At 64.6% G+C, this 13,029-nt stretch carries 11 protein-coding genes; 2 read left to right on the top strand and 9 right to left on the bottom strand.

Annotated features, from left to right (window positions below; translation table 11 throughout):
• The first annotated feature begins 4 nt into the window (after nt 1-4).
• Nucleotides 5-832: a hypothetical protein gene (locus AB0H22_RS20675; RefSeq protein ID WP_180749922.1), complete on the top strand. Its 828-nt coding sequence runs from the start codon at nt 5-7 to the stop codon at nt 830-832.
• On the opposite strand, the gene AB0H22_RS20670 is transcribed toward AB0H22_RS20675, so the two are convergent.
• The 9 genes from AB0H22_RS20670 to AB0H22_RS20630 all read right to left on the bottom strand — a co-directional run bounded on the left by AB0H22_RS20670 (nt 829) and on the right by AB0H22_RS20630 (nt 9,949).
• Nucleotides 829-1,851, bottom strand: coding sequence for a ferrochelatase (locus tag AB0H22_RS20670; RefSeq protein WP_358148577.1), 1,023 nt, complete (start codon nt 1,849-1,851; stop codon nt 829-831). The two genes, AB0H22_RS20675 and AB0H22_RS20670, sit on opposite strands and share 4 nt — an antisense overlap.
• Nucleotides 1,852-1,867: 16 nt before the next feature.
• Complete coding sequence (inhA, locus tag AB0H22_RS20665; protein WP_180749920.1) at nt 1,868-2,677, bottom strand: NADH-dependent enoyl-ACP reductase InhA; 810 nt, start codon at nt 2,675-2,677, stop codon at nt 1,868-1,870.
• A 104-nt stretch (nt 2,678-2,781) separates the two neighbouring features.
• Nucleotides 2,782-3,519: a 3-oxoacyl-ACP reductase FabG1 gene (gene fabG1 / locus AB0H22_RS20660; protein WP_180749919.1), complete on the bottom strand. Its 738-nt coding sequence runs from the start codon at nt 3,517-3,519 to the stop codon at nt 2,782-2,784.
• A 76-nt stretch (nt 3,520-3,595) separates the two neighbouring features.
• Complete coding sequence (locus tag AB0H22_RS20655; protein WP_180749918.1) at nt 3,596-4,606, bottom strand: VWA domain-containing protein; 1,011 nt, start codon at nt 4,604-4,606, stop codon at nt 3,596-3,598.
• A complete protein-coding gene (locus AB0H22_RS20650) occupies nt 4,603-5,562 on the bottom strand; it encodes a DUF58 domain-containing protein (RefSeq protein WP_180749917.1) in 960 nt (319 codons plus the stop codon). Before AB0H22_RS20650 ends, AB0H22_RS20655 begins: the two co-directional genes overlap by 4 nt.
• Entirely contained in the window at nt 5,559-6,707 is a 1,149-nt protein-coding gene (locus AB0H22_RS20645; protein ID WP_358148785.1) for a MoxR family ATPase, read from the bottom strand. The genes AB0H22_RS20650 and AB0H22_RS20645 overlap by 4 nt, the downstream gene beginning before the upstream one ends.
• A 170-nt stretch (nt 6,708-6,877) precedes the next feature.
• Nucleotides 6,878-7,564 carry an NlpC/P60 family protein gene (locus AB0H22_RS20640; protein ID WP_358148784.1) on the bottom strand — a complete coding sequence of 229 codons (687 nt, stop codon included), beginning with the start codon at nt 7,562-7,564 and terminating at the stop codon, nt 6,878-6,880.
• Between the two features lie 74 nt (nt 7,565-7,638).
• The gene (locus AB0H22_RS20635) at nt 7,639-9,075 is read right to left on the bottom strand and encodes an NlpC/P60 family protein (RefSeq protein ID WP_358148572.1); all 1,437 of its coding nucleotides are present in this window, start codon (nt 9,073-9,075) and stop codon (nt 7,639-7,641) included.
• A 316-nt stretch (nt 9,076-9,391) separates the two neighbouring features.
• Complete coding sequence (locus tag AB0H22_RS20630; protein WP_358148569.1) at nt 9,392-9,949, bottom strand: DUF6676 family protein; 558 nt, start codon at nt 9,947-9,949, stop codon at nt 9,392-9,394.
• Between the two features lie 259 nt (nt 9,950-10,208).
• Here AB0H22_RS20630 and AB0H22_RS20625 point away from each other — a divergent pair, with 259 nt between their 5' ends.
• A complete protein-coding gene (locus AB0H22_RS20625; protein ID WP_358148783.1) occupies nt 10,209-13,013 on the top strand; it encodes an aconitate hydratase in 2,805 nt (934 codons plus the stop codon).
• Nucleotides 13,014-13,029: the final 16 nt, after the last annotated feature.

The following is a 13,029-nucleotide window of genomic DNA, read 5'->3' as shown; positions in this document are numbered from 1 at the left end:
CATCATGGCGAATCCGAGTGTGTCCCTGGCGGTGTGGGCAAGCGCGTGGCTGGCAGGCCGCGCGGCGCCCGACGACGTCATCGATGCCCTCATCGCCTGGGCCCCACGGCATTTAGTGACGGCCTACGACGCCGTAGCGGCCGGTCACACGGGACTCTCGTGGCCGGATATGGACGATAACGGCCCCATCGGCCTGCTTCAGACGATCCGTACCGGCACCGGCCAGCCACACGGCTCACCCGATATCCACGTGATCCTGCCCGCTCCGGGCGACCCCCGAGGCCTGCCCGCCGGCACCCAGTTCCAGCGCGATGCGATAGAGGCCAGCGAGGCGATCGTACTCAGCGATCGCCAAAATGATTCCACCGCAATAGGATTGGTTCCCGCCGTAGAGTACGACGAGGACAGCGGGGAGACCATCGGCCTGTCCTGGACCGTGTACTCGCTACCCGGCCGGATCCCACCACAAGCGGGACCGGACCTCGGGGAAGCCGAATATCAACTACGCCAGGCGGTCCGGACCGCCACCGCGACACTCAATCGCCTGGACCGAGCTGTGGGCGCCCCAGATGCCGACCCCCGCTCCCTGGTCGAGGAGGTGCTGTCCACGCTACGCGGGCACCGTCTGCCTGACCACGCGCCGCCCCGTGCAGTTAGGGTGCTCGATTCGGCCAATCAGGTCGAGGCCATCGCCACAGCGGCGGCCGAGATCATGGAGTCACCCGGGGCGCTCGACGACGGCGCGGTCGCCGAGGTGCTGCGCCCCCTCGTCATTCTGGTGCGCGAGGCGCGGATGGCTGCGGCGGCCGCCATCATCGAGTCCGCGCGCTAAGCGTCCAGTCGGCCACAACACAGTGGTGAGCATGCGGCGCCGTTCACGCTGAATCCGTATCCGGGGACGGGGCTTCCCCCTTCGGCACGCAGCGGCGGCCTCCCGTCCACAAGCTCGTCGATCAGGTCGACCGCAAGCCCCGCGAATGCCGCGTCAGCACCGGGCGTCGCCGCTCGCGCGAACTCGATGTCATGTTCGGCCGCGTAGACGGACGCCTCGTTGTCCAGGTCCCACACCACCTCCAGGTGGTCCGACACGAAACCGATCGGCGCCACCACCACTGATCGCACTCCCCGATCTTTCAGTGCCGCAAGATGATCGACAATATCCGGTTCGAGCCACGGCACCTGGGGCGGACCCGAGCGGGACTGCCACACCACGTCGTAGTCCTGGTGTCCCGCCGCGGCGGCCACCAACTGCGCGAGATAGCGCACCTGGCGGCTGTACAGCTCCGGGCCGTGCCGTCGGTCGGCTGCGACGGGGATGGAGTGCGCGGTGAACACCAGCCGTGGTGCACCCCGCAGACCCGAAACCGCCTGGACGACGGCGTCGGCGTACAGCCGCACCAATGCCGGGTGGTCGAAGTACTGACGGAGCTTCACCAACTCCGGTGCCCCGTCCCCCACCGCGGCACGCGCACGGGCGATGTCCTCCACGTACTGCGTGCATCCCGAGTATCCGCCCCAGGCAGAGGTAGTGAACACGGCGGCACGCCGAATCCCCTTATCCCGCATATCGGCGACGGTGTCTTCCACCATGGGGTACCAGTTGCGGTTGCCGAAGAAAACCGGCAGCGGGCGCCCGGCGAGTTCTAACTGCTGTTCAATCTGAGTGATGAGCGCACGGTTGATGCCGTTGATGGGTGAGACGCCGCCGAAATGGAAGTAGTGCTCGGCGACCTCGTCGAGACGCTCAGGCGGGACCCCGCGCCCGCGCGTCACATTCTCGAGAAACGGCCGGACCTCCTGCGGCCCCTCGGGGCCCCCGAAGGACAGCAGCAGGACAGCATCGAACAACACAGCCGAGTTCCTGCCGTTAGAGCAGCTGGGTGTGGGCGCCGCCGTCGGCGAAGATGATGTCGCCGGTGGTGGCGGGTAGCCAATCGGACAGCAGGGCGCACACCGTCTTGGCGACCGGTGTCGGGTCCTTCATATCCCAGCCGATCGGGGCACGCTGGTCCCAGCCATCCTCGAGCACGCTCATCTGCTTGCCGGCCTCATCGCCCAGCGCACCACCGACGATGGCACTCATGGCCAAGGTTCGGACCGGACCGGCCGCAACAAGATTCGAACGAATACCGGCCGCACCCGCCTCGCGCGCGACGAACCGGTTGACCGATTCCAGTGCGCTCTTGGCCACGGTCATCCAGTTGTAGAACGGCATCGCGCGGGTCGGGTCGAAGTCCATACCCACGATGCTGCCGCCGCGGTTCATGATCGGCAGCACTGCCTTGGCCAGCGATGCGTAGGAGAACGCCGAGATGTGGAAGCCCTTGGACACGTCCTCGAACGGCGCCTCGAAAAACGGATTCAACCCCATACCGGTCTGCGGCATGAAACCGATCGAGTGAACGACGCCGTCCAGCTTGTTGCCCTCCCCGATCACCTCGGTGACACGGTCGGCGAGGCTGTCCAGGTGCTTCTCGTCCTGCACATTTAGCTCCAGCAGCGGTGCCGGCTGTGGCAGGCGCTGGGTGATGCGCTCAATGAGGCGCAACCGGTCGAAGCCGGTGAGCACCAGCTGCGCACCCTGTTCCTGCGCGACCTTTGCGATGTGGAATGCGATCGAGGAATCGGTGATGATGCCCGTCACCAGGATCCGCTTGCCTTCGAGTAAACCTGTCATGTCTATTCCTAATTCTTCGTTGGACGTTCCGCGTGAACGTTTCCGCGTGGACTTTCCTGGTGGGCAGAGTCAGTGACCCGTTGCTTCTTCGCGCAAGCGGCTCATCAGTGACCCATGCCCATGCCGCCGTCAACCGGGATCACTGCGCCGGAGATATAGCTGGCATCCTCGGACGCCAGAAAGCTGACCACCCCGGCGACCTCGGCGGCGGTACCGACCCGCTTCGCCGGGATGAATTCCAAGGCGCCCTCCTGGATCCGCTCGTCGAGCGCGCGAGTCATATCGGTGTCGATGTAGCCCGGGGCCACCACATTGGCGGTGACTCCGGCCTTTGACAGCTCCCGAGCGATCGAGCGGGCCATACCGATCACACCGGCCTTGGAGGCCGCGTAATTGGCCTGGTTGCCGATTCCCCAGGTACCGGAGACCGAACCGATGAAAATCATCCGGCCGAATCGCTTGCGCTGCATGCTGCGCGCTGCCCGCTGGGCCACCCGGAATGCTCCGGTCAGGTTGGCGTCGATGACTGTTTCGAATTTCTCCTCAGTCATCCGCATGAGGAACGCATCCGCGGCGACACCGGCATTGGACACCAGCACCTCGACGGGGCCCTGGTGCTCCTCGACCTCCGTGAAGGCGCGATCGACGGCGTCACTGTCGGTGACGTCGCACTGCACTCCGAACAACCCGTCAGGCGACCCGGATCCGCGGTGAGTCACCGCCACCTTGTGTCCGTCGGCGGCAAGACGTTGCGCGATGGCCAAGCCGATGCCCCGGTTACCACCGGTCACGAGAACAGAGCGAGGGACGAAGTCGGGACGGGCGCCAGAAGCATCAGACATGGGAGCCAACTTATCGTCTCCTTAGACTTCTGCCCAAAACGACTGGCCCAAGGAAACCCGTCGAGCGGACAACAACTCAGTTGGGCAGTCGCCTGTTGACCAGCAGCCCCACGAAGGAAGCCGCCAGCACGAGCAGAGCCCCCAGTCGCAGCCAGCCGACGCTGGCGTCGCCCCTGATCGTCTCGTAGCCGATCTGCTGCTGCAGATTGCCGTACACCTGTTTGAGCTGGTCCAGACTCGACGCGGTATACGCCTCGCCGCCGGAAAGCTTGGCTATCTTCTCCGTCATATCGGGCGCATACGGAACGGCCTGACGCTGCCCGTTGATCTCGACGTACCCATCCTTGGTCCCAAAGGCGATGGTCGAGATCGGTACGCCCTGGTCCTTGGCGGTCCTGGCCGCGGTGTAGGCGCCCTTGGGGTTGTCCGGGTTCGACGGCACCGTCTCCTTACCGTCCGACATCAGCACGATGCGCGCCGGCGGCGCCTTGTCGCCGCCACCGATGACCGCGCCCACCGTGGCGATGGCCTGCAGCGCGGTGAAGATGCCCTCACCGGTGGCCGTGCGATCGGCCAGCTGCAGTCTGTCAATGGCACTGATGGTGGCATCGCGGTTGGTGGTCGGCGACACCAACACCGTCGCGGTACCCGCGAACGCGATGAGACCTAGGTTGATGCCCGGGGTGAGGTTCCGCGCAAACTCCTTGCCGGCGTCCTTGGCTGCGCCGATCCGGTTCGGGGCGACGTCGGTGGATTCCATGGACCGGGAAACGTCGATGACAAGCATCACCACGGCCCGGTTACGGGGAATCCGCACGTCATGGCTGGGGCCGGCCAACGCGATGCTCAACACCACAAGGCCCACCACCAGCAGCGCCGTCGCCGCATGGCGCCAGGTACGCGGTCGTTTGGGGGCAACCGAGTCCAGTAGCTCGGTGTTCGCGAATCGCAGTACCCGCTTCTCCCGCAGATACTGCGCAAACACATATAGCCCGACCAACCCGGCCACCAGCAGCAGCACCAGGAAGAACCACGGGTGGGTGAATCCCGTGAGAGTCATCGGCCCGAAGAACGGCAGATCACTCATCGAGCCACCGCCACCGCACCGCGGCGCTGCTTGGAGACGAATCTCACGATGTCATCAATCCAGTCACGGTCCGTCCGCAGGCTCAAAATCGGAGCGCCACAACGTCGCAATGTGCGTGCCACCTCGTCATGATGCTGGGCCGCCGCCTGCTCGAAGTCGCGCCGCAGGTTCTCATCGATCCGGTACTCCTTGGTGACCCCGGTCTCGGCGTCCTGCAACAGCACCTCGCCGACATCGGGCAGTTCCACGTCGCGCGGATCGAGCACCTCGATCCCGAGCACCTCGTGCCGGGCACCGATGGCGCGCAACGGCCGCATCCAGTTGATGGGACCGAGAAAGTCACTGATGACGACGGCCATTCCGCGGCGGCGCTCCGGCCTGCGGAGAGCGTCGATGGCCACCGACAGGTCCCCGCGCACCCCTTGCGGCGCCTTGGGCATGGTGGCGATGCTGCGCAGAATGTCCTGCTCGTGGGCCCGGCCCGATCGCGCAGGCAAGCGAACAATCTTGTCCCCGTTGGCAATTATCGCGCCGAGCCGGTTCCCGCCGCCGCTGTTCAAGAAGATGACGGCTGCGGCGGCGGCCACCGCGAGATCGCGTTTCTCGCAGTTGGTGGTGCCGAAGTCCAGGCTCGCGGACATATCGACCACCAACCAGGTCTCCAGTTCGCGATCGGCAATCATCTGGCGCACGTGCGGGCTGGTGGTCCGGGCGGTCACCGACCAGTCCATCCGGCGCACGTCATCACCGGGCTGATAAAGCGTGGATTCCCCTGGTTCCGATCCCGGGCCGGGAATCAGACCAAGGTGATTGCCGTGCAGCACCCCGTCCAGCTTGCGTCGTACTTTCAACTCCAATGTCCGCAGTGCCGCCGACAGCTGCGGGTCACGGATCTCGCCACGGCGCAGCGACGGGATGTCTACCGGCCGGGCAGAGCCAGGACTGGGAGTGCTCACCTGGGCGCGGCGTTATGGGTGGCCGGGACCGGGCTGCTGCTCCCGACCATCGCCGGCGGCACCGAATGTCCTTGCTGCTGCACTGCATTCACCTGCGGCAGGCCCACCGTTTGCAGAATGCGGTTGATCGCGGTGTCGGCGGAGACGTCATCGGCGAGAGCGTCGTAACTCATCACCAGGCGGTGGCGGAGCACATCCGGGATGACCTCGATGACGTCCTGCGGGATCACATAGTCACGCCCGCGCACCAGAGCCAGCGCACGGGACGCCGCGATAATGCCCAGCGAGGCACGGGGGCTGGCACCATAGGAAATCCAGTTGGCGACGTCGCCGAGACCGAACTGCGCCGGGTTACGGGTGGCGGAGATCACCCGGACCACATAGTCGACGAGGGCGTGGTGCACGAAGTTCCTGGCCGCCAGCTCCTGCAGGCCCAGCAGCGTCTCCGCCGACAGGATCTGCTTGGGCTCGGGCGGCGTGACGCCCATCCGGTAGATGATCTCCCGCTCTTCTTCGACGGTCGGGTAATCGACGTTGATCTTGAACAGGAAACGGTCGCGCTGCGCCTCCGGTAGCGGGTACACACCCTCGTTCTCGATCGGGTTCTGCGTCGCCATCACCAGGAACGGCTTGGGCATCGGATAGGTCTTGCCGCCGATCGAGACGTGTCGTTCCGCCATGACTTCAAGTAGCGCGGACTGCACCTTCGCGGGAGCGCGGTTGATCTCGTCCGCCAGCAGGAAGTTGGCGACCACGGGACCGAGTTCGGTGTCGAACTCCTCCTTGCCCTGCCGGTAGATGCGGGTACCGATGATGTCGGTGGGCACCAGGTCGGGGGTGAACTGGATGCGCGAGAACGTACCGCCCACGACCTTGGCGAACGTCTCCACTGCCAGCGTCTTGGCGACACCGGGCACGCCCTCGAGCAGCACATGCCCCTTGGCCAGCAGGCCGACCAGAATTCGCTCAACGAGCCGATCCTGGCCCACGATGATGCGCTTGACCTCGAAGATGGCGCGCTCGAGGTTCTGCACATCGGCCGCCAGAGCCGGTGATGTCGCACCCTGCGGCGCGTGCGGCACGGGGCCGGCACTTCCGCCGGGGTACCCGGCACCTCCCCCTGGTGACCCTGGTGATGACATCAACTTCCCTCCGGCTCTGCCTGACGATTTCATGCCTTGTTGGTGGCGCGATCCATATGAGCGGCACCCAACCCTGGGCGGCGCCTCCGGTCCACTATTCCAGCATCCCTGGATTTGGTCCACGTACCCGTTCGCTGGCGCGCCCTTTTAGGCCGCTGGAGACACCAGATCGGTTACCAGGCGACGATACGGACCGCGTAAGGAGTCATACCACCGGTACGCACCGGGGACACGGTTACCTTCTCCGCGCTGCCGCTGGCTTCCAGCATCTGGCCGTTGCCCAGATAAATGACCACGTGTTGCGAACCACCCGGCCCGTAAAACAGGAGGTCACCACGTTTTGCCTGGGAAACCGGAACCTTCATACCCGCGTTGTACTGGTCACCCGAGTACTTGGGCAGTTTCACGCCCGCGGCCGCATAGGAAAACATGGTGAAACCGGAGCAGTCGTACCCGACCTTCCCCGCGTCGTAGTCCACGCCGCCGCTGGGACCACGCACAGTTCCTCCACCCCACGAGTACGGAACCCCGAGCTGGGTACCGCCCCGCTGGATGGCGGCTTCCACCGCCTGACGGCCGTACACGAGTGGACGGCCGGCCCCCGCCGACGCGCGATTCCCGCCGATGCCCAATGCACCCAATGCGGTCTGGCCGACCCCCATGACCCCGTTCATGATCTTCGTGGGGTCGGCACCCTGACTCGGCCCCGCGAAGGGCAGGGTGTTGTCCCAGTCGCCGCCCGACGGGTTCAGTCCGAGGGCGTTGAGGAACGCCGTGCCAACATTCGGGCTGATCGGGTTGTCGTCGGCAGTGGCTCGCGGCACACCCATGAACAGCACCAGCGCGACAGCGATTCCCACTGCAAGGGCCGCACGTAATACGAAGAGGCCCTGAACTTTGAGCAATTTCGTCGTTTTCGCTGTGTTCACAGGTTCTACCACTCAATCAATCGGGTTACGAAAGGCGTCATGCCGCTGGTCCGCACCGGCGACACCTTGACCACATCGCCGGTGTTCGGCGCTTCGAGCATCTGACCATTGCCGAGGTACAGCGCAACGTGCTGACTTGCGTTGGGGCCGTAGAAGATCATGTCGCCGCGCTTCATTTGAGCACTGGGTACCTGACGCCCGGAGGTGTACTGGTACCCGGTGTAGTGCCTGAGTCTGATGCCAACCGCGGCAAAGCCGTACATCATCAGCCCGGAGCAGTCGTATCCGACGGTTCCTGCGCCGGAGTCGATTCCGCGAGTCGGCCCGTTGTAGGAGCCACCGCCCCACGAGTACGGCGTGCCCATCGCGCTACCGGCGCGGGCAATCACCCGCTCCACATTCTCCCGGCCGTAGACCTTGGGAATGTATTCGCCACCCGAGGTAGAAGACGCCGCCGGCGCGGGCTTGGGGCAGAACATGCCGATGACACCGCATACGGCGGACTGACCGACATTGGCCGCGGTGTTGCCGATGCCCAACACCATGTTGATGGTCTGCGTCGGATCGGTAGGCATGTTGGCGCTCGCGATCATCGGAAGCGTCGTATCCCACTGACCACCCGACCCATCCGAGGCCACAGCCGCCGGGGCTGACGTCCACTCGTTGCCGTTACCGGCGATGGCGGCATCGGGGTTGATCACCCGCGCGGTCGCGGTCGTTGCCGCATAGGCCGGGCCACGCGCGGCGGCGAGCTGTGCCTCCGCACTCTTCTTCTTGGAGGCGAGCTCCGACGCGGCTCCGCGCTGTGCTTCCAGCTTCTTCTGCACATCCTTCATCGCGGACACCAGGTCGTCCTGCTGTTGCTGTGCGTCCGCGGAGGCCTGATCGGCCTTTTCCTGGATGGCCCGCGCCTGCGACTGCTTGTTGACCTGTTCGGTGCGGGCGCGACGCAGGTTGTCCATGACGGTCTGCGAGCTTGTCTCCACACTCTTAGTCACCGAGGCCAGACGCACCACATCGTCGGGGTTGGTCGCGGTCAGATATGAACCCGACGGGCCTGCCATGTAGGTGGCCGCGGCCATCCGGTCGAATTTGCCCTGCGCTTCGGTGATTGCACCGTTGGCCACGTCGACTGAGCGTTGCCCCTCGTCGACCGCCTGGGCGGCACCTGCCGCATTGTCGCGTGCGGTCTGCAGGTCGACCAATCCCTTGTTAATGGACTCCTGCTGGGTCTGCACGTCGGCGGTGAGCTGTTCGATCTGCTGATTGGTGTCGGCCAGACCGCTTATCAGCGAGGCCAGGTCGTTGGGTTCCGCAGAGGTGACGGCAATGGTCGGGGATGCAAACATCAGACTGGCGGCCACGAGTGGGGGCACTACCAGGGCGACCGCCACGGATCGTTTGCCACGCGCCGCGAAACGGCCATTGACTGTCCGCTTCATTCGGTCTGCCGCCTCCTCGGTCCTAGGCGCTCGACGAGCCTTCTTGGTCATAGCGGCCCTTCCCCGACGCGCTCCCAGTTGTCACATAAGACGCACTAACAACATTGGCGCCTCTTGCACCGTACGTCACTTTTGCCCCTAATGAAACTTTAGTCACAAATTACAGATGTGTAATTAATTGGCCACTGACGGGCAATTGATGAGACGTCTACTGACGGTTAATTGATGTGAATTGAAAACCGGCAGTTCATCCGGGTTCCATAGTGCGCGCGGCTATTTCGCGACGGAACAGACTGCGCGAATGGTATGCAAATCGTTACTTAACCGAGTCATTCGCGAACCGGCCACGAACGAACGTAATTCCGGCACAGGCCGCTGCGACAAGCAGAACGAGCACAATGGTCAGCGCCGTCCACGAGAAGTGCTCGCGCCCGACCTCGTCCACGAAGTTGTTGGCCGACAGCACGGGGTTGCCGGTCTTGGCGACGTCCTGCCCCGCTTCCAGCGTCACCCGGTCGAACGTGGCGCTGTAGGTGCCCGCGAAAGACGGACTGATGGCGAGGATCGTCGCGTCGGGATGGTCCTTGCCGATCTCGGTGGCGATATCGCGCAGCGGGGTGTCGATACCCGGGTTGTTCGGAAGCGCGATGACCTTCAGGTCGATGTTCTTGGCGTGCGCCTTCGCGACGACATCTTTCAATCCCGGGACATCCGCCGACGGGGCGGCGACCCCATCCTCGTTGACATCCGCACGCGTCATCTCCAGGCACTTGGCCGACCAGCCCAGCGGGTCCGTCCCCGCGGTCTGGACTGACACCCCCACCGTCTGGCACAGCTCGGCGGGGATGAAGGTCGGCAGGTGCTGCGGCGTCACGCGATCAATCTAACCTGCCGAAAAGGTACTTATGCAGGACGCTTCTCGCGTTTCGTCTGCATCAGTAACTTCGCGCAAGGAAACTCAAAGTGAAATTCGAGGATCCGCGCACTCACAGGACAAGCGTACTGTTAGAGTAGCGATGGGCTTGGAACTGCCGCGGCCCGCCCGCGGCACATCCTCCCGGAACCCCGCCTGGCACAGCCCGCCGGCGGGTGGCCTTTCGAGCTTTGGAGCTGATGTGACTAGCAATGAATCGGTGAATTCCTTCGGCGCCCGCGGCACGCTGCAGGTAGGCGACGAGTCGTATGAGATCTTCCGCCTGAATGCCGTGCCCGGTACCGAGAAACTGCCCTACAGCCTGAAGGTGTTGGCGGAGAACCTATTACGCACCGAGGACGGCGCGAACATCACCAAGGACCATGTCCTGGCGCTGGCCAACTGGGATCCCTCGGCAGAGCCGAGCGTGGAAATCCAGTTCACCCCGGCCCGGGTGATCATGCAGGACTTCACCGGTGTGCCCTGTGTTGTCGACCTGGCCACCATGCGTGAGGCCGTCTCGGCCCTCGGTGGCGACCCCGACAAGGTGAACCCGCTCTCCCCCGCCGAGATGGTCATCGACCACTCGGTCATCCTCGACGTCTTCGGTCGGGCCGACGCCTTCGAGCGCAACGTAGCGCTGGAATACGAAAGAAATGCCGAGCGTTACCAGTTCTTGCGTTGGGGCCAAGGCGCTTTCGACGATTTTAAGGTGGTCCCGCCGGGCACCGGCATTGTGCACCAGGTGAACATCGAGTACCTGGCCCGCACCATCTTCACGAGAAACGGGCAGGCGTACCCCGACACCTGTGTGGGCACCGACTCGCACACCACGATGGTCAACGGCCTCGGCGTCCTCGGCTGGGGTGTCGGCGGCATCGAGGCAGAGGCCGCGATGTTGGGCCAGCCCGTGTCAATGCTGATCCCGCGCGTCGTCGGCTTCAAGCTCACCGGTGAGATCCAGCCGGGCGTGACCGCCACCGACGTCGTGCTGACCGTCACCGATATGCTGCGCAAGCACGGCGTAGTGGGTAAGTTCGTCGAGTTCTACGGCAAGGGCGTGGCCGAGGTGCCACTGGCTAACCGCGCCACGCTGGGTAACATGAGCCCCGAATTCGGTTCTACCGCAGCGATTTTCCCGATCGACGACGAGACCATCAAGTACCTGCGCCTGACCGGCCGCGACGATCAGCAGCTGGCGCTGGTCGAGGCGTACGCCAAGGAACAGGGCATGTGGCACGACGCCGACCACGAGCCCGCCTTCTCGGAGTACCTGGAACTCGACCTCTCCACCGTCGTGCCCTCCATCGCCGGACCCAAGCGCCCGCAGGACCGCATCGAGTTGACCGATGCGAAGAACGCGTTCCGCAAGGACATCCACAACTACACCAACGATGCCGAGAGCGGCCCGGCCGCTGCCACGCCGCACACCCAACTCGACGAAGCGATCGAAGAATCCTTCCCCGCCTCCGATGTGGCGGTGCTGTCGTTCGCCGAAGATGACGCTGTTATCCCGTCGGCGGCCAACGGCGGCGAGGGCCGACCGTCCAAGCCGGTCAAGGTGACATCCGCCGAGCGCGGCAACTTCGTTCTCGACCACGGCGCGGTCGTGGTCGCGGGCATCACCTCGTGCACCAACACCTCCAACCCGTCGGTGATGCTGGGTGCCGCCCTGCTGGCCAAGAAGGCCGTCGAAAAGGGCCTCACCACCAAGCCGTGGGTCAAGACGAACATGGCCCCCGGGTCGCAGGTCGTCACCGATTACTACAACAAGGCCAACGTGTGGCCATATCTGGAGAAGCTGGGCTACTACCTGGGCGGCTACGGCTGCACCACATGTATCGGCAACACCGGCCCGCTGCCCGACGAGATCTCTAAGGCCATCAACGACAACGACCTGTCGGTGACCGCGGTGCTGTCGGGTAACCGTAACTTCGAGGGCCGCATCTCCCCCGACGTCAAGATGAACTACCTGGCCTCACCGCCGCTGGTCATCGCCTACGGCATCGCGGGCACCATGGACTTCGACTTCGAGACCGACCCGCTGGGGCAGGACCACGACGGAAACGACGTCTTCCTCAAGGACATCTGGCCCACCGCCTCCGAGATCGAAGAGACCATCGCGTCATCGATCAACCGCGAGATGTTCACCGACTCCTACGCGGATGTGTTCAAGGGCGACGAGCGCTGGCGTAGCCTGCCCACCCCGGAGGGCAACACCTTCGACTGGGTCGACACGTCGACCTATGTGCGCAAAGCGCCGTACTTCGACGGCATGCCGCTGGAGCCGACACCGGTCACCGATATCGCGGGTGCCCGTGTGCTCGCGCTGCTCGGTGACTCGGTGACCACCGACCACATCTCACCGGCCGGTGCCATCAAGTCGGGCACGCCGGCCGCGCAGTATCTCGACGAGCACGGCGTGGACCGCAAGGACTACAACTCGCTGGGCTCGCGCCGCGGTAACCACGAGGTGATGGTGCGCGGCACCTTCGCGAACATCCGCCTGCGTAACCAGCTCTTGGAAGATGTCTCGGGCGGTTACACCCGCGACTTCACCCAGCCCGGTGGCCCGCAGGCGTTCATCTATGACGCCTCGGTGAACTACCAGAAGGCCGGTATTCCGCTGGTCGTGCTGGGCGGCAAGGAGTACGGCTCCGGATCCTCGCGCGACTGGGCCGCCAAGGGCACCCGCCTGCTGGGCGTCAAGGCCGTGATCACCGAGTCGTTCGAGCGTATCCACCGGTCGAATCTCATTGGTATGGGCGTTATTCCGCTGCAGTTCCCGGTCGGAGAGTCGGCGGCATCGCTCAAGCTCGATGGCACCGAGACCTACGACATCAGCGGTATCGAGAAGCTGAACGAGGGCTCGACGCCGAAGACCGTGCATGTGACGGCGACCCGTGAGAACGGCGAGACGGTTCAGTTCGACGCCGTGGTCCGGATCGACACCCCCGGTGAGGCCGACTACTTCCGCAACGGTGGCATCCTGCAGTACGTGCTGCGGAACATGCTGAGCCAGTAAGAACCGGACCTAGGAG

This window comes from Mycobacterium sp. NPDC050853 (genome assembly GCF_040653875.1).
Lineage (GTDB): Bacteria > Actinomycetota > Actinomycetes > Mycobacteriales > Mycobacteriaceae > Mycobacterium.
Note: the sequence above shows the minus strand (reverse complement) of the source record. Positions and strands in the feature narration are given on the sequence as shown.

Coding starts and splice junctions, on each gene's coding strand:
- AB0H22_RS20675 (WP_180749922.1), top strand. CDS start 5: ATGGCGAATCCGAGTGTGTCCCTGGCGGTGTGGGCAAGCGCGTGGCTG.
- inhA (WP_180749920.1), bottom strand. CDS start 2,677: ATGACAGGTTTACTCGAAGGCAAGCGGATCCTGGTGACGGGCATCATC.
- fabG1 (WP_180749919.1), bottom strand. CDS start 3,519: ATGTCTGATGCTTCTGGCGCCCGTCCCGACTTCGTCCCTCGCTCTGTT.
- AB0H22_RS20655 (WP_180749918.1), bottom strand. CDS start 4,606: ATGAGTGATCTGCCGTTCTTCGGGCCGATGACTCTCACGGGATTCACC.
- AB0H22_RS20635 (WP_358148572.1), bottom strand. CDS start 9,075: ATGAAGCGGACAGTCAATGGCCGTTTCGCGGCGCGTGGCAAACGATCC.